Raw genomic sequence first — 19,802 nt, 5'->3', positions numbered from 1 at the left:
GTCCGTCATGACCACCGGCGGCATCCGATTCCGGGGACTCTACCGGCACCCGCGCCAGCGTTGCCCCTCCAGGAACGGCCGAATCAGGCCTGGCGGTTCATCTACGGACATGCTGGAACAGCCCATCACAACTCCCACCTCGGGCAACAGCAGTTCGTCAGAAAAAAGTCGTGTTCATCACAACTGTTCACATGATCAAGGGAATGGAGATCAAAAAGGATCATCAAGGACTCAAATCCGGTCAGCCGGATGAACGCCAGGACTTGTGCCCCCACCGCAAGATCGTGGACCTCGCAACCTAGGATGAATCCGTGCGTACCCCCTTCTCCCTGCTGGCCGAGCGCTGGCACCCGTCCGCCGAGGTGGTGCGGCGGGCCGCGCTCGCCGCGCTGGTGATGAGCGTCGTGATCGTGGTGACCGGTGGCGCGGTCCGGCTGACCGGATCGGGCCTCGGCTGCAAGACCTGGCCGACCTGTACCGGGGACAGCGTCACGCCGACGCCGGCCATGGGCTTCCACGGGATCATCGAGTTCACCAACCGGATGCTGACCTACGTGCTGTGCGCGGCGGTCGGCTGGGCCATCCTGGCGGCGCGCTGCGCGACGCCGTGGCGGCGGTCGCTGACCCGGCTGGGCTGGTGGCAGTTCTGGGTGGTGATGAGCAACGCCGTGCTCGGCGGGATCACCGTGCTGGTCAGGCTCAACCCGTACGTGGTCGCCGCGCACATGCTGTCGGCGCTGGCCCTGGTCTGGGTCGCGCTGCTGACCTGGGAGCGGGCCAAGGAGGGCGACGGGCCGCCCCGGCCGCTGGTCGCCCAGCCCGTGCTCCGGCTGAGTCAGCTGCTGGTCGGCGTCACCGGCGCGCTGGTGGTCGCCGGCACGATGGTGACCGGCGCCGGGCACCACCCGGGCGACTCCAGCGACGTGCCGCGGGTCCCGATCAACTACGACCGGCTGGCCCAGCTGCACACCGACTTCGCCTGCCTCACGGTCGGCCTGTCACTCGCGGTGATCTTCGTGCTGGCCGCCGTCAAGGCCCCGCCGGCCGCCCGGGCCCGGGCCCGGGAGCTGTTCGTCGTGCTCCTCGCGCAGGCCGCGGTGGGCTTCGTGCAGTACTTCACCGACGCGCCCGAGCTGCTGGTCGGCATCCACATGCTGGGCGCCGCACTGACCTGGATCGCCGTGCTGCGGATCCCGCTGGCGCTGCGCGCCCGCGACGAGGTCGAGGCGCCGGCCGCGCTGCCCGCGCAGGAGACCCCGGAGACCGCCGCCACCCCGGTCTGAGGCAACGGACGACGGCGGACGAACGACTGCCGACGAACGGACGACGGCCCTGACCCCACCGCACCTGGGGGTCAGGGCCGTCGGCGTACCGGTCTCAGCCGCCGAGCTGGATGCCCGCCATGCGCTTCCACTCGTACGGACCGGTCCGCACCTTCAGGGCGAGCTCGCCCTCGAAGGAGTCGTGCAGCGTCAGCCCGGCCAGCTCGGCGGCCCGCCGGCCGACGGCGTAGCTCGGGGCCACCTGGTCGCCCCAGGCACCGTCCGCGCCGACCAGGACGATCCGGGTGCCCACCCGGCCGACGTACTCCACCACGCCGTCGGCGCTGCCGCCGTGCTGCCGGGCGAAGGCGGTCAGGTGCTTGGCGATGCGCTGGGCGCGGCGCTCGGTACGGGCGTCCGACGCGGCGGGGTCGAGGGTCTCTGCGCTGCTCATGCCCGCATGCTACCCACGAGTAGACGCCACGGCGACGGCTGGGCGATGTGCCCCCGGCCACAGCCCGCCGACGCCCCGGACACGGCGCCCCCGAGACGCGGGACGCCCCCGGACGCACCGCGGCCCCGGCGCTGCGGGAGCGCCGGGGCCGGAGGCGAACGGCCGAACGACCTACTTGCCGGACGACCTACTTGATGAAGGGGTCCACCGCGATCGCCACCATCAGCAGCGTCAGGTAGGTGATCGACCAGTGGAAGAGCCGCATCTCCTTGAGCTTCGCGCCGACCACCCCGGCCTTGGCGCGCGCGTGCAGCCCGTGCGCCTCCTTCAGCCAGAACGCGCCGAGCAGCACCGCGGAGACCGGGTACAGCCAGCTGGTGTGCGCCAGCGGCCAGAGCAGCAGCGAGACACCGACCATCACCCAGGAGTAGATGACGATCTGCCGGGCGACCGCCAGGTTGCCGGCGGTGACCGGGAGCATCGGCACGCCGGCCTTCTCGTAGTCCTCGCGGACCTTCATGGAGAGCGGCCAGTAGTGCGGCGGCGTCCAGAAGAAGATCACCAGGAAGAGGATGAACGGCGCCCAGCCCAGCGAGTCCTTGACCGCCGCCCAGCCGACCAGCACCGGCATGCAGCCCGCGATGCCGCCCCAGACGATGTTCTGCGCGGTCCGCCGCTTCAGCCCGAGGGTGTAGACGAAGACGTAGAAGAGCAGCCCCGCCAGGGCCAACCCGGAGGCCAGCCAGTTGACGAAGTAGGCCAGCCAGGCGGTGGACAGCACGGCGAGGCTGATCCCGAAGACCACCGCCTCGCGCGGCGAGACCATCCCGGTGACCAGCGGCCGGCGCTCGGTGCGCGACATCACCGCGTCGATGTCCCGGTCGATGTACATGTTCAGCGCGTTGGCGCCACCGGCCGAGAGGTACCCGCCGATCACCACGGCGAGGACCAGTAGCAGGTTCGGCACGCCGCGCTGCGCCAGGAACATCACCGGCACGGTGCTCATCAGCAGCAGCTCGATGATCCGAGGCTTGGTCAGTGCGACGAATGCCCCGACACGGGCCCCGAGCGGCCGGCGCGCGGGCGTCGTTCCGAGGACCCCGGCGGGGCGGGATTCGACGGCGGTCACGAACACCCCAACTGAAGATGAATCTTCGCAGGCGTCCACGGGTCGATTGCTCGTGAATCCGTTCACGCTGCGCGTACCACGCCACCTTAGACGGTGCATATCTCCCGGCCGGCCCCGGGGTCCGATGACGGGGCCAAGCCGCACACCCGTGGGTGAACTCCCCAGCTCACCAAGGGGCGGCCGGCGACAAATCGGGCGAAGGTGGGTACGAGGGGCGGGCGGCGGCAGGCCTCGGCACGCCGCCGGCACCGCCCCCGACACGAACGGGAATCGCCGCGCGGGCCTCGCGGTTGCCCCGGCACGGGGGGCAGGCCCCGGCCCGGGCGGTAGGCTCGCTCGGAGAAGCGGGATCAACCCTCCGTGACCGGCACCGCCCAAACGTCTGGTCCACAGCGACGTGGCCGACCCGGTCCCCTTCACGGGGTCACACTTCAGTAATGGAAGGAGCCCTGAGAAGGGTGAGCACGACGCCGACGAACGCTATCGAGTGGACCGAGCTGGACGAGCGGACGGTGGACACGGCCCGGGTTCTGGCCATGGACGCGGTCCAGAAGGTCGGCAACGGGCACCCCGGGACGGCCATGTCCCTCGCCCCCGCGGCCTACCTCATCTTCCAGCGCTTCCTGCGCCACGACCCAACCGACCCCAGCTGGGTGGGACGCGACCGCTTTGTCCTCTCCCCGGGCCACACCAGCCTGACCCTCTACACCCAGCTCTTCTTCTCCGGCTACGGCCTGGAGCTGGACGACCTCAAGTCGTTCCGGGTGCACGGCAGCCGCACCCCGGGCCACCCCGAGCACGGCCACACCGCGGGCGTGGAGACCACCACCGGCCCGCTCGGCCAGGGCATCGCCAACGCGGTGGGCATGGCGATGGCCGCCCGCTACGAGCGCGGCCTGTTCGACCCGGAGGCCGCCCCGGGCACCTCCCCGTTCGACCACACCATCTGGGCCATCGTCTCGGACGGTGACCTGGAGGAGGGCATCTCCGCCGAGGCCTCCTCGCTCGCCGGCCACCAGCGGCTCGGCAACCTGGTCGCGCTCTACGACGACAACCACATCTCGATCGAGGGCGACACCCAGACCGCCTTCTCCGAGGACGTGCTGGCCCGCTACGAGGCCTACGGCTGGCACGTCCAGCGGGTGGCCCCGAAGGACAACGGCGACATCGACGTCCAGGCGCTGGCCGACGCGCTGACCGCCGCCAAGGCGGAGACCTCGCGGCCGTCCATGATCGCCATGCGGACGATCATCGCCTGGCCGGCCCCGGACGCCCAGAACACCGCCAAGGCCCACGGTTCGGCGCTGGGCGCGGCCGAGATCGCCGCGACCAAGAAGGTGCTCGGCTTCGACCCGGAGCGGACCTTCGAGGTCAGCGAGGAGGTGCTCGCGCACGCCCGCCAGGTGATCAGGCGTGGCAAGGCCGCCCACGCCGAGTGGGACGAGTCCTACCTGGCCTGGCGCGCCGCCAACGTCGAGCGCGCCGCCGAGTTCGACCGGATCGAGGCCGGCGAGCTGCCCGAGGGCTGGAAGAAGCAGCTCCCGGTCTTCCCGGCCGGCAAGGACGTGGCCACCCGCAAGGCCAGCGGCGAGTCGCTCAAGGCGCTCGGCGCGGTGATCCCGGAGCTGTGGGGCGGCTCGGCCGACCTCGCCGAGTCCAACCTCACCACGATCGACGAGGACAGCTCCTTCCTGCCCGAGGGCAACGCCCTGAAGTCGGCCAGCCCGTACGGCCGGACCATCCACTTCGGCATCCGCGAGCACGCCATGGGCTCGACCATGAACGGCATCGCGCTGCACGGCAAGACCCGGATCTACGGCGGCACCTTCCTGGTCTTCGCCGACTACATGCGCCCGGCGGTCCGGCTGGCCGCGCTGATGAAGCTGCCGGTCACCTACGTCTGGACGCACGACTCGATCGGCCTCGGCGAGGACGGCCCGACCCACCAGCCGGTGGAGCAGCTGGCCGCGCTGCGCGCCATCCCGGGCCTGTCGATGGTCCGCCCGGCCGACGCCAACGAGACCACGGTCGCCTGGCGCACCATCCTGGAGCGCCACACCACCCACCCCGGCCCGGTCGGCCTGGCCCTCACCCGGCAGAACGTGCCGACCTACGACCGCGAGGTCTTCGGCTCCGCCGAGGGCACCGCGAAGGGCGGTTACGTGCTGGCCGAGGCGTCCAACGGGGCGCCGCAGGTGATCCTGATCGGCACCGGCTCCGAGGTGCAGCTCGCGGTCAACGCCCGCGAGACGCTGGAGGCCGAGGGCATCGCCACCCGGGTGGTCTCGATGCCGTCGATCGAGTGGTTCAACGAGCAGGACCAGGCCTACCGCGACCACGTGCTGCCCCCGAGCGTCAAGGCCCGGGTCTCGGTCGAGGCCGGCATCGCCCAGGGCTGGCGCGAGCTGGTCGGCGACCACGGCGGGATCATCAGCCTGGAGCACTTCGGCGCCTCCGCCGACTACAAGGTGCTGTTCCAGGAGTTCGGCATCACCGCCGAGGCCGTCACGCACGCCGCGCACAAGTCGCTGCGTTCGCTGGAAGCCGTCAACCGCTGAACCCCCGGCCGCGCACCCGCCGGTCGGATCCCGGGTGCGCGGCCTGCCCGCCCCACAGACGCAAACCGATGTGAACAAAAGAGGACTGAGCACCATGACTGACGCACTGAAGCGCCTCAGCGACGAAGGCGTGGCGATCTGGCTGGACGACCTGAGCCGCGCCCGGCTGAACTCCGGCAACCTGGCCGAGCTGGTGCAGAGCAAGCACGTGGTGGGTGTGACCACCAACCCGACCATCTTCCAGAAGGCGATCGCCGGCAGCGGCGACACCTCCTACGACGGCCAGCTGCGCGACCTCGCGGTCCGCAAGGTCAGCACGGACGAGGCCGTCCGCATGATCACCACCTCGGACGTCCGGGACGCCGCCGACGTGCTGCGCCCGGTCTACGACGCCAGCAACGGCCGGGACGGCCGGGTCTCCATCGAGGTCGACCCGCGCCTGGCCCACCAGACCGCGCCGACCGTGGCCGAGGCCAAGCAGCTCTGGTGGCTGGTGGACCGCCCCAACGTGTTCATCAAGATCCCCGCCACCAAGGCCGGCCTGCCCGCCATCACCGAGGTGATCTCCAAGGGCATCAGCGTCAACGTCACGCTGATCTTCTCGCTGGACCGCTACAAGGCCGTCATGGACGCCTACCTGACCGGCCTGGAGCAGGCGAAGGCCAAGGGCATCGACCTCTCCTCGATCGAGTCGGTCGCCTCCTTCTTCGTGTCCCGGGTCGACACCGAGATCGACAAGCGCCTGGACGCGCTCGGCGGCAACACCAAGGAGCTGCGCTCCAAGGCCGCGCTGGCCAACGCCCGCCTGGCCTACCAGGCCTACGAGGAGGTCTTCGGCTCGGTGGACGGCAAGAAGCCGGCCGGCGAGCGCTGGAAGGCCCTGGAGGCGGCCGGCGCCAAGCCGCAGCGCCCGCTCTGGGCCTCCACCGGCGTCAAGGACCCGGCCCTGCCGGACACCCTGTACGTGACCGAGCTGGTCGCCCCCGGCACCGTCAACACCATGCCCGAGGCCACCCTGGACGCCACCGGCGACCACGGCGAGGTCACCGGCGACACCGTCACCGGCGGTTACGCCGAGGCGAAGGCCCTGCTGGACGCGCTGGCCGCGGCCGGCGTGGACTACGACGACGTGGTCCAGGTGCTGGAGGACGAGGGCGTGAGCAAGTTCGAGGTCTCCTGGCAGGAGCTGCTCGACACGGTCACCGCGTCGCTCGCCTCGTTCGCGACCGAGAGCAACTGACCCCGGCTCACCTCACGCACTGAAAGCGGAGACCACCAGTGAGCAATCCACAGGAATTCCCCGACCTCATCGGGGCCTCGGAGGGGCAGGCCGACCTGCTGCCGCCGAACCCGCTGCGTGACCCGGCCGACCGCCGGCTGCCCCGGATCGCCGGACCGTCCGGTCTGGTGATCTTCGGGGTCACCGGCGACCTGTCGCGCAAGAAGCTGATGCCGGCCATCTACGACCTGGCCAACCGCGGTCTGCTGCCGCCGGGCTTCGCCCTGGTGGGCTTCGCCCGCCGGGAGTGGGAGGACGAGGACTTCGCGCAGGTCGTGCACGACGCGGTCAAGCAGCACGCCCGCACCCCCTTCCGCGAGGAGGTCTGGGAGCAGCTGGCCAAGGGCATGCGGTTCGTCCAGGGCACCTTCGACGACGACGAGGCCTTCGAGACCCTGCGCCGGACCATCGAGGACCTCGACAAGGCGCAGGGCACCAGCGGCAACTTCGCGTTCTACCTCTCGGTGCCGCCGAAGTTCTTCCCCAACGTGGTCCAGCAGCTCAAGAAGCACGGGTTGGCCGACCCGCCGCCGGGATCCTGGCGCCGGGCCGTGATCGAGAAGCCGTTCGGGCACGATCTGAAGAGCGCCCAGGAGCTCAACAAGGTCGTGCACGAGGTCTTCCCGCGCGACGAGGTCTTCCGGATCGACCACTACCTGGGCAAGGAGACCGTCCAGAACATCCTGGCGCTGCGGTTCGCCAACACCATGTTCGAGCCGATCTGGAACCGGTCCTACGTGGACCACGTGCAGATCACCATGGCCGAGGACATCGGGATCGGCGGCCGGGCCGGGTACTACGACGGCATCGGCTCGGCCCGGGACGTGATCCAGAACCACCTGCTCCAGCTGATGGCGCTCACCGCCATCGAGGAGCCGGCCTCGTTCCACCCGAAGGCCCTGGTCGCCGAGAAGCTCAAGGTGCTCAGCGCCGTGGAGCTGCCCAAGGACCTCGGCCTGCACACCGTGCGCGCCCAGTACTCGGCCGGCTGGCAGGGCGGCGAGGAGGTGGTCGGGTACCTGGACGAGGAGGGCATCAACCCCAGCTCCAAGACCGACACCTACGCGGCGATCAAGCTGGAGATCAACAACCGGCGCTGGGCGGGCGTGCCGTTCTACCTGCGCACGGGCAAGCGGCTGGGCCGCCGGGTCACCGAGATCGCGGTGGTCTTCCAGCGCGCGCCCTACCTGCCGTTCGACGCCTACGCCACCGAGGAGCTGGGGCAGAACGCCCTGGTCATCCGGGTGCAGCCGGACGAGGGCGTGACCGTCCGGTTCGGCTCCAAGGTGCCCGGCACCTCGATGGAGGTCCGCGACGTCACGATGGACTTCGCCTACGGCGAGTCCTTCACCGAGTCCAGCCCGGAGGCGTACGAGCGGCTCATCCTGGACGTGCTGCTGGGCGACGCCAACCTCTTCCCGCGGCACCAGGAGGTCGAGCTCTCCTGGCAGATCCTCGACCCGATCGAGAAGTACTGGGACTCCCACGGCCGGCCGGCGCAGTACTCCGCCGGCACCTGGGGCCCGACCGAGGCGGACGAGATGCTCGCACGAGACGGCAGGAGCTGGCGCCGGCCATGAAGATCGACCTGACGGACACCACGTCCAGCAAGATCAACAGCGCTCTGATGGACGCCCGGCGGGCCAGCGGCTCGACCGCCGCCGGGATGGTCCTCACCCTGGTCATCGTGGTCGACGAGGGCAGCGCGTACGACGCCCTGCGGTCGGCCAACGACGCCTCCCGCGAGCACCCCTCGCGGATCCTCGCGGTGATCAAGCGGGCCGGGCGCTCGCCGCGCGCCCGCGCCGGGACCCGGCTCGACGCCGAGATCCTGGTCGGCTCGGACACCGGCCCGGGCGAGACGGTGATCCTGCGGATGCACGGCGAGCTGGCCTCGCACGCGCAGTCCGTGGTGCTGCCGCTGCTGCTGCCGGACGCCCCGGTGGTGGTCTGGTGGCCCGAGAACGCCCCGGAGAAGGCCGCGCAGGACCCGCTCGGGGCGCTCGCCCAGCGCCGGATCACCGACGCGGTGACCGCCGAGTCCCCGGTGGACCAGCTGGCCCTGCTGGCCGCCGGCTACACCCCCGGCGACACCGACCTGGCCTGGACCCGGATCACCGGCTGGCGCTCGATGCTGGCCGCCGCGCTGGACCAGCGGCCGTCCAAGATCACCTCCGCGGTGGTCGAGGGCGAGTCGTACAACCCCAGCGTGGAACTGCTCGGGATGTGGCTGGCCAACCGGCTCTCCGTCCCGGTCGAGCGGATGGTCACCAACGGCCCGGGCATCACCGCGGTGCGGCTGCGCAGCAAGGACGGCGAGTTCGTGCTCGACCGCAAGGACGGGCTGATGGGCACCCTGTCCATCCCCGGCGCGCCGGACCGGATCGTGGCGCTCAAGCGGCGGGAGACCGCCGAGCTGATCGCCGAGGAGCTGCGCCGGCTCGACCCGGACGACATCTACGCCTCGGCGGTGCGGACCGGCGTCGACCGGCTCAGCGAGCCCGGTGCGGACGCGCCCGAGGCCAAGGCCGCTCCGGCGGCCAAGAGCGCGACCGTGGTCGAGGCCGCGGTGGCCACCCCCCGGGTGACCGCCAAGGTGCCGGCCGCCGCGAAGAAGTCGGCCACCAAGAAGAGCGCCAAGGCCGTCACGAAGAAGGCCGCTCCCCGCAAGCGGAGTGCCGGATGAGCCCGGTACCGCAGCTCGTGGTGCACCGCGACAAGGAGCTGATGGCCCAGGCGGCCGCCGCCCGACTGATCACCAAGATCGTCGACGCGCAGTCCGCCCGGGGCTCGGCCTCCGTGGTGCTCACCGGCGGCCGCAACGGCAACGCGCTGCTCGCCGCCATCGCCGCCGCCCCGGCCCGGGACGCGGTGGACTGGTCGCGGCTGGACCTGTGGTGGGGCGACGAGCGCTTCGTGCCCGCCGCGGACCCGGAGCGCAACGCCGTCCAGGCCGCCGACGAGCTGCTCGACCGGGTCCCGCTCGACCCGGCCCGGGTGCACGCGATGCCCGCCTCGGACGGCGTGGACGGCACGGACGTGGAGGCCGCCGCCGCGCGGTACGCCGAGGAGCTGGCGAACGCCGCCGGCCCCGAGGACCACGCCCGGGTGCCGGCCTTCGACGTGCTGCTGCTCGGCGTCGGCCCGGACACCCACGTCGCCTCGCTCTTCCCCGAGCACCCCGGCGTGCGGGAGACCGCGCGCACGGTGGTCGGGGTGCGCGGGGCGCCGAAGCCGCCACCCACCCGGATCTCGCTGACCCTCCCGGCCATCCGGGCGGCCCGCGAGGTCTGGCTGCTGGCGGCCGGCGAGGACAAGGCCGACGCGGTGGCGCTGGCCCTCTCCGGCCCGGGCGAGCTGCAGGCCCCGGCCTCCGGCGCGCGCGGCACCAGCCGCACGCTCTGGCTGCTGGACCGCGCGGCGGCGAGCAAGCTCCCGCCGCAGCTCCACCCGCAGTCCTAGCCCGTCGGCGGGCAGGAGGGACCCACCTCCTGCCCGCCGACGGAGCAGGAGGGGCCCAGGGCCTCGGCCTGACGGGAAAGCAACGGGCGCCGGCCCCCTCGGGGGTCCGGCGCCCGTTCTCGTCGTCTCAGATCTCGCCGCGCAGCTTGGCCAGCGCCTCGGCGAGGATCGCCTCGCCGTCCGCGTCCGTGCGCCGCTCGCGCACGTACGCCAGGTGCGTCTTGTAGGGCTCGTTGCGCGAGGGCGCCGGCGGGTTGTGCTCGTCCTGCCCGGCCGGGAAACCGCACCGCGGGCAGTCCCAGGTGTCCGGGATGACGGCCTCGGCGGCGAAGCTCGGGCGCGTCTCGTGCTTGTTGGCGCACCAGAAGGAGATCCGATTGCGCGGAGCGGACTCGCCGCGCTCCGCCTCACCCATCGGGCCGGCCCCGACCCTGCTGCCACGGATGGCGTTGCCACTTGCCACGGTCTGACTCCCTGCGTGCCGCTGTCCGCCTGGTCGGCCCAGGCGCTGCCGGCCGTGCCCTGGGGGACCGGCCTCACGTACTCCCGCCGACCGGCCGCCCGCTGCGGACGGTGGCAAGTTGTCCCAGTGTACGGAGCCGATAAGGATCTGTCCGCACCGCCTGCGAAGCTTGAGGGACGGTCAGCTCTTGGTCTTGATGAGCAGCCCGAGCACGACGATGCAGGCGAACCAGCAGAGGCCGACGATGATCGTGATGCGGTCGAGGTTGCGCTCCGCGACGGCCGAACCGCCGCCGGCCGACATCGCGCCGCCGCCGAACATGTCGGACAGGCCGCCACCCTTGCCCTTGTGCAGCAGCACGAGAAGGATCATCAGCAGGCTGAAGATGATCAGGGCAATCGAGAACCCGGTAACCAACACGACGGGACCAACTCTCTCGTTCACTGGCTCATTGGCGAAGGGGCCGGACCGCCGAAGAAGACGGTCCAGCCCCAAAGACTACGTTGCCGCGGGGGCGTTAGCCTACCGCCTGCTCCCGGTAGCGCACGATCTTGACGAACTCGTCGGCGTCCAGCGAGGCACCGCCGATCAGGCCGCCGTCGATGTCCGGCTTGGCCATCAGGCCCGGCGCGCTCGCCGCCTTCATCGAACCGCCGTACAGCACGCGGACCTTGCCGGCCAGCTCGGCGTCGTAGAGTTCCGCGATCCGGGCCCGGATCGCGGCGCAGACCTCCTGCGCGTCCTCCGGGGTGGCCACCTCGCCGGTGCCGATCGCCCAGACCGGCTCGTAGGCGACGACGATCTGCTCGGCGTGCGCGGCCGGCACCCCGGCCAGCGCGCCGTCCAGCTGGGCCAGCGTGTACTCGACGTGGGTCCCGGCCTTGCGGATGTCCAGCGGCTCGCCGACGCAGAGGATCGGCACGATGCCGTTCCGGAAGGCGGCCTTGACCTTGGCGTTGACGATCTCCTCGTTCTCGCCGTGGTACTGCCGGCGCTCCGAGTGGCCGATCACCGCGTAGGTGCACTTGAGCTTGGCCAGCATCGGGCCGGAGACCTCACCGGTGTAGGCACCGGAGTCGTGCGCCGAGATGTCCTGGGCGCCGTACTTGATCTTCAGCTTGTCGCCGTCCACCAGGGTCTGCACCGAGCGCAGGTCGGTGAAGGGGGTCAGCACCGCGACCTCGACGGCCTCGTAGTCCTTGTCGGCCAGCGCGAAGGCCAGCTTCTGGGTGTGCTGGATGGCCTCGAGGTGGTTGAGGTTCATCTTCCAGTTGCCCGCCATCAGCGGGAGACGGTCACTCACAGGTTCAGCCTTCCAGTGCGGCGAGACCGGGCAGGGTCTTGCCCTCCAGGTATTCCAGGCTCGCGCCACCGCCGGTCGAGATGTGCCCGAACTTCGTCTCGTCGAAGCCCAGGATGCGGACGGCCGCGGCGGAGTCGCCGCCGCCGACCACGGTGAACGCGTCGCTGTCGGTCAGCGCCTGCGCGACGGCCTTGCAGCCCTCGGCGAAGGTCGGGTGCTCGAAGACGCCCAGCGGGCCGTTCCAGAACACCGTCCGCGCGTCGGCCAGCTTCTCGGCGAACAGCTCGCGGGTCTTCGGGCCGATGTCCAGGCCCTCCTTGGTGGCCGGGATCTTGTCCGCGTCGACCACCTCGTAGTCCGGCACCGGGGCGTGCGTCTTGGTGTCCGGGAAGTTCGCGGAGACCGCGACGTCCACCGGGAGCACGAACTCGACGTTGTTGGCCTTCGCCCGCTCCAGGTACTCCAGCACGACCGGGATCTGGTCCTCCTGCAGCAGCGAGATGCCCACCTCGTGGCCCAGTGCCTTGAGGAAGGTGTACGCCATGCCGCCGCCGACCAGGATCTTGTCGGCCTTGCCCAGCAGGTTGTCGATCACCGCGAGCTTGTCGGAGACCTTGGCCCCGCCGAGCACCACCACGTACGGGCGGGCGACGTCCTCGCTGAGCTTCTTGAGGACGCCGACCTCCTTCTCGATCAGCAGGCCGGCCGCGTGCGGCAGCCGGGCCGGCAGGTCGTAGACCGAGGCGTGCTTGCGGTGCACGGCACCGAAGCCGTCACCGACGTAGCGGTCGGCCAGCGCCGCCAGCTGGTCGGCGAAGGCGCCGCGCTCGGCGTCGTCCTTGCTGGTCTCGCCGGCGTTGAAGCGCAGGTTCTCCAGCAGCGTGACCTCGCCGTCGGCCAGGGCGGCGACGGTGGCCTTCGCGCTGTCACCCACGGTGTCGGTCGCGAAGGCGACCGGCTTGCCGAGGATCTCGCCGAGGCGGACGGCCACCGGCGCGAGCGAGTACTGCGGGTCCGGCTCACCCTTGGGGCGGCCGAGGTGGGAGGCGACGATCACCTTGGCGCCGCGCTCCAGCAGCTTGGTGATGGTCGGGGCGACGGCACGGATCCGGCCGTCGTCGGTGATGCGGCCGCCGGACAGCGGCACGTTCAGGTCGGCGCGGACGAACACCCGCTGGCCGGCGACATCGAGGTCGTCGATGGTCTTCACGGTTCGGTCTCCTGGGGAGGGGTGGCGCTGAAGGGCGGCACAGCGCCGGGCCGCCGGGGAAAGCGTGAGGGATGAGGGTGGGCAGAACCAGGGCCCGGAGGCGGCATCGCCGTCCGGGCCCTGGTTCTCACATCACGTCAGCTCCCGCTGTGTCAGAGCTGGCCACCGACGAGGGTGGTCAGGTTGACGAGGCGGTTCGAGTAGCCCCACTCGTTGTCGTACCAGCCGAAGACCTTGACCTGGTTGCCCTGGACCATGGTCATCAGCGAGTCGAAGATGGTGGAGAACGGCGAGTTCACGATGTCGGAGGAGACGATCGGGTCCTCGGTGTACTGCAGGATGCCCTTGAGGCTGCCCTCGGAGGCCTTCTGGAAGGCCGCGTTGACCTCCTCGACGGTGACGTCGCGCTCCAGGGTGACCACCAGGTCGGTGATCGAACCGGTCGGGACCGGGACGCGCAGCGAGGTGCCGTCCAGCTTGCCCTTCAGCTCCGGCAGGACCAGCGCGGTGGCCTTGGCGGCACCGGTCGAGGTCGGGATGATGTTCAGCGAGGCGGCGCGGGCGCGGCGCAGGTCCTTGTGCGGGAAGTCCAGGGTGACCTGGTCGTTGGTGAACGCGTGGACCGTGGTCATCAGGCCCTTGACGATGCCGAAGTTCTCGTTCAGCACCTTCGCCAGCGGCGCCACGCAGTTGGTGGTGCAGGAGGCATTGGAGATGACGGTGTGCTTCTCGGCGTCGTACTTGTCGTCGTTGACGCCCATCACGATGGTGACGTCCTCGTCGGTGGCGGGCGCCGAGATGATGACCTTCTTGGCGCCGGCGGTGACGTGCTTGCGAGCCGCCTCGGCCTTGGTGAAGATGCCGGTGGACTCGATCACGACGTCCGCGCCCAGCTCGCCCCAGGGGAGGTTGGCCGGGTCACGCTCGGCGATGACCTTGAAGGTCTTGCCGTCGACCGTGATGCTGTCGGCAGTGTGCGAGACCTCACCCTGGAAGGTGCCCAGGATGGAGTCGTACTTGAGCAGGTGAGCCAGGGTCTTGGTGTCGGTCAGGTCGTTGACACCGACGATCTCGATGTCCGCGCCCTGGGCCTTAACCGCACGGAAGAAGTTGCGGCCAATGCGGCCGAATCCGTTGATGCCTACCCGGATCGTCACGAACCGATCTCCTCTGAGGTACGCCGGGCTATGCCGACGGGGTTGGAATTGGGATGTCCCCGACCACCCATGACCCTACCTCCCTGGGCAGTGGGTGAGCACATCCGGCCAGGGTCAAGCCCCTGGCGTGGCGCCCCCCGGCGCGTGCTCCGGCAGGTGCGGCCCACGCCCGTACGGCAGTTGGCAACCGGGGCGGGGGGGGGGGGGGGGGGGGCGGGGGCGGGGGTGGGGGGGGGGGGGGGGGGGGGGGGGGGGCGGGGGGGGGGGGGGCGCGCGGGGGCGCGCCCGCGCCGGGTCCCCCCCCCGCCCGGCGCCCCCGGGCCCCCGCGGCGCGGCCGGGGGGCCCCCCCCCGACTTCGTGAAGTCGGGGCGGCGCCGCGTTCCGGCGGCGGTCAGTTGAGCGCCATCTCCTCGGTGAGGTTGGCCTCGGTGCTCGGCAGGCCGAGCTCGGAGGCGCGCTTGTCGGCCATCGCCAGCAGCCGGCGGATCCGGCCGGCCACCGCGTCCTTGGTGAGCGGCGGATCGGCCAGCGCGCCCAGCTCCTCCAGCGAGGCCTGCTTGTGCTGCATCCGCAGCTGGCCGGCGGCGGCCAGGTGCTCGGGCACCTCCTCCCCGAGGATCTCCAGCGCCCGCTGCACCCGGGCCCCGGCGGCGACCGCGGCCCGGGCCGAGCGGCGCAGGTTGGCGTCGTCGAAGTTGGCCAGCCGGTTGGCGGTGGCCCGCACCTCGCGGCGCAACCGGCGCTCCTCCCAGGCCAGCACCGACTCGTGGGCGCCCAGCCGGGTGAGCAGCGCGCCGATCGCGTCGCCGTCCCGGATCACCACCCGGTCCGCGCCGCGCACCTCGCGGGCCTTGGCCGGGATGCCGAGCCGACGGGCCGCGCCGACCAGGGCGAGCGCCGCCTCCGAGCCGGGGCAGGTGATCTCCAGCGAGGAGGACCGGCCGGGCTCGGTCAGCGAGCCGTGCGCCAGGAACGCCCCGCGCCAGGCCGCCTCGGCGTCGCAGGTCGCTCCGGAGACCACCGCCGGGGGCAGCCCCCGGATCGGCCGGCCCCGCCCGTCGACCAGCCCGGTCTGCCGGGCCAGCAGTTCACCGTCCTTGACCACCCGGACCACGTACCGACTGCCGCGCCGCAGGCCGCTGGGGGCCATCACCACCAGGTCCGAGGAGTGTCCGAAGATCTCCAGCAGGTCCTTGCGCAGCCGTCGGGCCGCAATGCCGGTGTCCAGCTCCGCCTCGATCACGATGCGACCGCTCACAATGTGCAGTCCGCCCGCGAATCGCAGGATTGCCGACACCTCGGCCTTGCGGCAACAGGCCCGGGTGACGGGGAGCCGGCTGATTTCGTCCTTCACCGCTGCCGTCATCGCCATGGGCCGATCCTTCCATGTGTCCGGAAAATCCGGTCGTACGCGGCGGCCAGAAGCTCCGGGTCGTGTCGCGGGGTGCCGTCGGCGGCGGCCACCCGGTCCAGCACCAGGGCCGCGCCCATCCGGCCGGCGGCCTTCTCCAGGCCGGCCAGGTCGGCCTGTCCGAAGGCGCCGCCGGTCACCGCCCGCTCGTCCACCAGGATCGCATCCACCGCGAGGCCGGGGGCGTGGTCGGCGATCACGTCCAGGTGGCGCTGCGGGGTGAAGCCCTCGGTCTCGCCGGGCTGCGGGGCCAGGTTGAGGGTCAGCAGCCGGCGCGCCTTGGTGTCGATCAGCGCCTTGGCCAGCTCGGGGACCAGCAGGTGCGGCAGCACACTGGTGAACCAGGAGCCGGGGCCGAGCACCACCCAGTCCGCCTCCAGCACCGCCGCCACCGCCTCGGGGACGGCCGGCGGCTCCTCCGGCAGCAGCCGCACCGACTGCACGGTGCCCGGGGTGGCGGCCACGCTGGCCTGGCCGCGGACGGCGGTCAGCTCGGCCGGGCGGGCCGGGTCGTGGCCCCGGACGATCGCCTCGATGTCCAGCGGGACGGCCGACATCGGGAGCACCCGGCCCTGTACGTTGAGCAGCCGGCCTACCCACTCCAGGGCGGCCACCGGGTCGCCGAGCTTCTCCCAGAGCGCCACGATCAGCAGGTTGCCGACCGCGTGGCCGCCCAGTTCACCGGTGCCGGTGAAGCGCTGCTGGATCACCTCGGACCAGGTGCGGCCCCAGTCGTCGTCCCCGCACAGCGCGGCCAGCGCCTTGCGCAGGTCGCCCGGGGGCAGCACGCCGAGCTCGGTGCGCAGCCGCCCGCTGGAGCCGCCGTCGTCGGCCACGGTGACCACGGCGGTGAGGTCGCTGGTGAGCCGGCGCAGCGCCGAGAGCGAGGCCGACAGGCCCTGGCCGCCGCCCAGCGCGGTGATCTTGGGTACGGGACCGCGCGCCGCGGCGGCACGGCTGCGCTGGGCGCCCGGGGATCCCCGCTCGGCGGCCTTGTGCTGGAGCTGCCGCCCTGGCGAGTATCCCGTCACACCTACCCCACGTTTCTGTCCTGCCGGCAGCGCCGGGCCGCCGTCACTCCCGTCCCATGTCGCGGTGCACCAGCACCGTTTCCACGCCGTCGGCGATCAGACGCTTCGTCAACCGCTCCGACATGGCCACGCTGCGATGCTTGCCACCGGTGCAGCCTACGGCAAGCGTCATGTAGCGCTTACCCTCCCTGCGGTAACCCTCGGTGATGATCCGCAACAGCTCGGCGTAACCGTCCAGGAACTCCTTGGCACCGGGCTGCTGGAACACGTAGTCGGAGACGTCGGGGTCGGTGCCGGTGCGGGCCCGCAGCTCGGGCACCCAGTGCGGGTTCGGCAGGAACCGGCAGTCCACCACCAGGTCGGCGTCGACCGGCAGGCCGTACTTGAAGCCGAAGGACATCACGGTGGCCCGCAGCTCCGGCTCGTCGTGGTCGGCGAACTGGGCGTCCAGCTTGGCGCGCAGCTGGTGGACGTTGAGGTTGGAGGTGTCGATCACCAGGTCGGCCTCGCCGCGCAGCTCGCGCAGCAGGTCGCGCTCCTGGGCGATGCCGTCGGTGATCCGGCCCTCGCCCTGCAGCGGGTGCGGCCGGCGGACGCTCTCGAAGCGACGCACCAGGGCGTCGTCGGAGGATTCCAGATAGACCACCCGCAGCTGGACGCCACGCTTCTCCAGCTCCTCCAGCGAGGCGCGCAGATCGTCGAAGAACTGCCGGCCGCGGACGTCGACCACCACTCCGATCCGGGCCACCGCACCCTGCGAGCGGGCGCCGAGGTCGACCATGGTGGGGATGAGGGCCGGTGGCAGGTTGTCCACCACGAACCAGCCGAGGTCCTCCAGACACTTGGCGGCCGTGCTCCGGCCGGCTCCGGACATGCCGGAGATGATCACCAGCTCAGGGGCGGTCTCTCCCCCAGCCTGCGGCCGGGTGGCACCCCCATCGTCGGACACTGTCACTTCACTTCCCCGCTCTCGGTGCTTCCCTGAGGAGAACGCCTGCGGCCGCCTGCCGTCACGGCGTCCCCGGTCTCTGTTCTCCGGTGTCATCCATGATCTCGCCGGTCGCGGTGTTCACCGCGAATGGCGCGGGTGGCCGGGAGGACAACGCGGCGACAACAGTCTCCGCGGTGCGCCGCCCGATCCCCGGTACCGCACAGATCTCCTCGACGGTGGCCGCGCGCAGCTTCTTCAGCGAGCCGAAGTGCTTGAGCAGGGCCTTCCGCCGGGTCTCCCCCAGACCTGGCACAGTGTCCAGCTCGCCGCTGGTGAATCGCTTGCCCCGCTTGTTGCGCTGGTAGCCGATGGCGAACCGGTGCGCCTCGTCGCGGACCCGCTGGAGCAGGTAGAGGCCCTCGCTGCTGCGCGGCAACACCACCGGGTCGTCCTGGCCGGGCAGCCAGACCTCCTCCAGCCGCTTGGCCAGCCCGCACAGCGCGACGTCGTCGATGCCCAGCTCGGCCAGCGCCCGGGCGGCGGCCGCCACCTGCGGCTGGCCGCCGTCGACCACCAGCAGCTGGGGCGGGTAGGCGAAGCGGCGCGGGCGGCCGGTCTCCGGGTCGATGGGGCCGCTCGGAACCGGCTGGCCGGCCGCGGTCAGCTCGTCGGGCTGGGTCGGCTCGTCCTCGCCGGCCTCGGGGACCGCCCACTCGCCGGTCCGCTCGCGCTCCTGGAGGTAACGGCGGAACCGGCGACCGACCACCTCGTGCATCGAGCGGACGTCGTCCTGGCCTTCGAAGCTCCTGATCTGGAACCGGCGGTACTCGCTCTTGCGGGCCAGACCGTCCTCGAAGACCACCATCGAGGCGACCACGTCCTGCCCCTGCAGGTGCGAGATGTCGAAGCACTCGATGCGCAGCGGCACGGAGTCCAGCTCCAGCGCGTCGGCGATCTCCTGGAGGGCGCGGCTGCGGGTGGTCAGGTCGGAGGCGCGCTTGGTCTTGTGCAGCGCCAGCGCCTGCTGGGCGTTGCGGCCGACGGTGGCCATCAGGTCCTTCTTGTCACCACGCTGCGGGATCCGCAGGTCCACCTGGGAGCCGCGCAGGGTGCTGAGCCACTCGCGGACCGGGTCGGCCGGCTCGGGCAGGGCGGGCACCAGCACCTCGCGCGGCACCGCCTCGCTGCCGCCGCCGTAGAGCTGCTGCAACGCGTGCTCGACCAGGGCGGCGGTGTCCACGTCCTCGACCTTGTCGGTGACCCAGCCGCGCTGGCCGCGCACCCGGCCGCCGCGGACGTGGAAGATCTGGACGGCCGCCTCCAGCTCGTCCTCGGCCACGGCCAGCAGGTCGGCGTCGGTGCCGTCGGCGAGCACCACGGCGTTCTTCTCCATGGCCCGCTTGAGCGCCTCGATGTCGTCGCGCAGCCGGCCGGCCCGCTCGTACTCCAGCTCGGCGGCGGCCTCCTGCATCTGGAGTTCCAGCCGGCGCAGGTGGTTGCCGGTGCGGCCGGCCATGAAGTCGCAGAACTCCTCGGCCAGCTCGCGGTGGTCCTCGGCGGAGATCCGGCCGACGCAGGGGGCGGCGCACTTGCCGATGTAGCCGAGCAGGCAGGGGCGGCCGACCTGCTGGGCGCGCCGGAAGACGCCGTTGGAGCAGGTACGGACCGGGAAGACCCGGAGCAGCAGGTCGACCGTCTCGCGGATCGCCCAGGCGTGCCCGTACGGGCCGAAGTAGCGCACGCCCTTCCGGTGCGCCCCGCGCATCACCTGGACCCGGGGGAACTCCTCGTTCAGGGTGACCGCGAGCTCCGGGTAGCTCTTGTCGTCGCGGTACTTGACGTTGAACCGCGGGTCGAACTCCTTGATCCAGGAGTACTCCAGCTGGAGTGCCTCGACCTCGGTGCCGACCACCGTCCACTCCACCGAGGCCGCGGTGGTGACCATGGTGGCGGTCCGCGGGTGCAGGTTGGCCAGATCCTGGAAGTACGACGAGAGCCGCGGACGGAGGCTCTTCGCCTTGCCGACGTAGATCACCCGGCCGTGCGCGTCCCGGAACCGGTAGACGCCGGGCGAGAGCGGGATCGCCCCGGGCGCCGGGCGGTAGGTGGACGGGTCAGCCATTGGTCGGTCCCCCTTGGACAGCTGTGACA

The 19,802-nt window shown here is 71.6% G+C and carries 17 protein-coding genes; 6 read left to right on the top strand and 11 right to left on the bottom strand.

Features of this window, described 5'->3' with window-relative positions; all coding sequences use genetic code 11:
- Positions 1 to 311 precede the first annotated feature (311 nt).
- The gene (locus ACIGXM_RS13320; RefSeq protein ID WP_396560125.1) at positions 312 to 1,283 is read left to right on the top strand and encodes a heme A synthase; all 972 of its coding nucleotides are present in this window, start codon (positions 312 to 314) and stop codon (positions 1,281 to 1,283) included.
- A gap of 94 nt (positions 1,284 to 1,377) precedes the next feature.
- On the opposite strand, the gene ACIGXM_RS13315 is transcribed toward ACIGXM_RS13320, so the two are convergent.
- Positions 1,378 to 1,716 (bottom strand): hypothetical protein, encoded by a 339-nt coding sequence (locus tag ACIGXM_RS13315; protein WP_396560123.1) that lies wholly within the window; start codon positions 1,714 to 1,716, stop codon positions 1,378 to 1,380.
- A gap of 187 nt (positions 1,717 to 1,903) precedes the next feature.
- Positions 1,904 to 2,851: a heme o synthase gene (locus tag ACIGXM_RS13310; RefSeq protein ID WP_396560121.1), complete on the bottom strand. Its 948-nt coding sequence runs from the start codon at positions 2,849 to 2,851 to the stop codon at positions 1,904 to 1,906.
- A 452-nt stretch (positions 2,852 to 3,303) separates the two neighbouring features.
- Between ACIGXM_RS13310 and tkt the strand changes: the two genes are divergently transcribed.
- From tkt to pgl, 5 genes are all read left to right on the top strand, one after another.
- Positions 3,304 to 5,403, top strand: a complete 2,100-nt coding sequence (tkt, locus tag ACIGXM_RS13305) for a transketolase (protein WP_396560119.1) — start codon at positions 3,304 to 3,306, stop codon at positions 5,401 to 5,403.
- 94 nt (positions 5,404 to 5,497) lie between these two features.
- On the top strand, positions 5,498 to 6,643 hold the full coding sequence (gene tal, locus ACIGXM_RS13300) for a transaldolase (RefSeq protein WP_396560118.1): 1,146 nt from the start codon (positions 5,498 to 5,500) through the stop codon (positions 6,641 to 6,643).
- 95 nt (positions 6,644 to 6,738) lie between these two features.
- Positions 6,739 to 8,262, top strand: a complete 1,524-nt coding sequence (gene zwf / locus ACIGXM_RS13295) for a glucose-6-phosphate dehydrogenase (protein WP_396560699.1) — start codon at positions 6,739 to 6,741, stop codon at positions 8,260 to 8,262.
- Complete coding sequence (gene opcA / locus ACIGXM_RS13290) at positions 8,259 to 9,368, top strand: glucose-6-phosphate dehydrogenase assembly protein OpcA (protein WP_396560116.1); 1,110 nt, start codon at positions 8,259 to 8,261, stop codon at positions 9,366 to 9,368. Before zwf ends, opcA begins: the two co-directional genes overlap by 4 nt.
- Positions 9,365 to 10,144, top strand: coding sequence for a 6-phosphogluconolactonase (gene pgl / locus ACIGXM_RS13285; RefSeq protein ID WP_396560114.1), 780 nt, complete (start codon positions 9,365 to 9,367; stop codon positions 10,142 to 10,144). The genes opcA and pgl overlap by 4 nt, the downstream gene beginning before the upstream one ends.
- A 127-nt stretch (positions 10,145 to 10,271) precedes the next feature.
- Here pgl and ACIGXM_RS13280 read toward each other — a convergent pair whose 3' ends face one another.
- The 9 genes from ACIGXM_RS13280 to uvrC all read right to left on the bottom strand — a co-directional run bounded on the left by ACIGXM_RS13280 (position 10,272) and on the right by uvrC (position 19,773).
- Positions 10,272 to 10,607 (bottom strand): RNA polymerase-binding protein RbpA, encoded by a 336-nt coding sequence (locus tag ACIGXM_RS13280; protein WP_035841977.1) that lies wholly within the window; start codon positions 10,605 to 10,607, stop codon positions 10,272 to 10,274.
- 180 nt (positions 10,608 to 10,787) lie between these two features.
- Positions 10,788 to 11,024 (bottom strand): preprotein translocase subunit SecG, encoded by a 237-nt coding sequence (secG, locus tag ACIGXM_RS13275; RefSeq protein WP_396560697.1) that lies wholly within the window; start codon positions 11,022 to 11,024, stop codon positions 10,788 to 10,790.
- A 100-nt stretch (positions 11,025 to 11,124) separates the two neighbouring features.
- On the bottom strand, positions 11,125 to 11,910 hold the full coding sequence (gene tpiA / locus ACIGXM_RS13270) for a triose-phosphate isomerase (protein ID WP_396560112.1): 786 nt from the start codon (positions 11,908 to 11,910) through the stop codon (positions 11,125 to 11,127).
- Positions 11,911 to 11,914: 4 nt separating this feature from the next.
- Positions 11,915 to 13,120 (bottom strand): phosphoglycerate kinase, encoded by a 1,206-nt coding sequence (locus ACIGXM_RS13265; RefSeq protein ID WP_396560110.1) that lies wholly within the window; start codon positions 13,118 to 13,120, stop codon positions 11,915 to 11,917.
- A gap of 152 nt (positions 13,121 to 13,272) precedes the next feature.
- Entirely contained in the window at positions 13,273 to 14,277 is a 1,005-nt protein-coding gene (gene gap, locus ACIGXM_RS13260; protein WP_396560108.1) for a type I glyceraldehyde-3-phosphate dehydrogenase, read from the bottom strand.
- Positions 14,278 to 14,669: 392 nt separating this feature from the next.
- Positions 14,670 to 15,650, bottom strand: a complete 981-nt coding sequence (whiA, locus tag ACIGXM_RS13255) for a DNA-binding protein WhiA (protein ID WP_396560106.1) — start codon at positions 15,648 to 15,650, stop codon at positions 14,670 to 14,672.
- The gene (gene yvcK, locus ACIGXM_RS13250; RefSeq protein ID WP_396560104.1) at positions 15,641 to 16,720 is read right to left on the bottom strand and encodes a uridine diphosphate-N-acetylglucosamine-binding protein YvcK; all 1,080 of its coding nucleotides are present in this window, start codon (positions 16,718 to 16,720) and stop codon (positions 15,641 to 15,643) included. Before yvcK ends, whiA begins: the two co-directional genes overlap by 10 nt.
- Positions 16,721 to 16,763: 43 nt before the next feature.
- Entirely contained in the window at positions 16,764 to 17,765 is a 1,002-nt protein-coding gene (gene rapZ / locus ACIGXM_RS13245) for an RNase adapter RapZ (protein ID WP_396560102.1), read from the bottom strand.
- The gene (gene uvrC, locus ACIGXM_RS13240) at positions 17,731 to 19,773 is read right to left on the bottom strand and encodes an excinuclease ABC subunit UvrC (protein WP_396560100.1); all 2,043 of its coding nucleotides are present in this window, start codon (positions 19,771 to 19,773) and stop codon (positions 17,731 to 17,733) included. Before uvrC ends, rapZ begins: the two co-directional genes overlap by 35 nt.
- Positions 19,774 to 19,802: the final 29 nt, after the last annotated feature.

This window comes from Kitasatospora sp. NPDC052896, from assembly GCF_044547075.1.
In the GTDB taxonomy this organism is placed as follows: Bacteria; Actinomycetota; Actinomycetes; order Streptomycetales; family Streptomycetaceae; genus Kitasatospora.
Note: the sequence above shows the minus strand (reverse complement) of the source record. Positions and strands in the feature narration are given on the sequence as shown.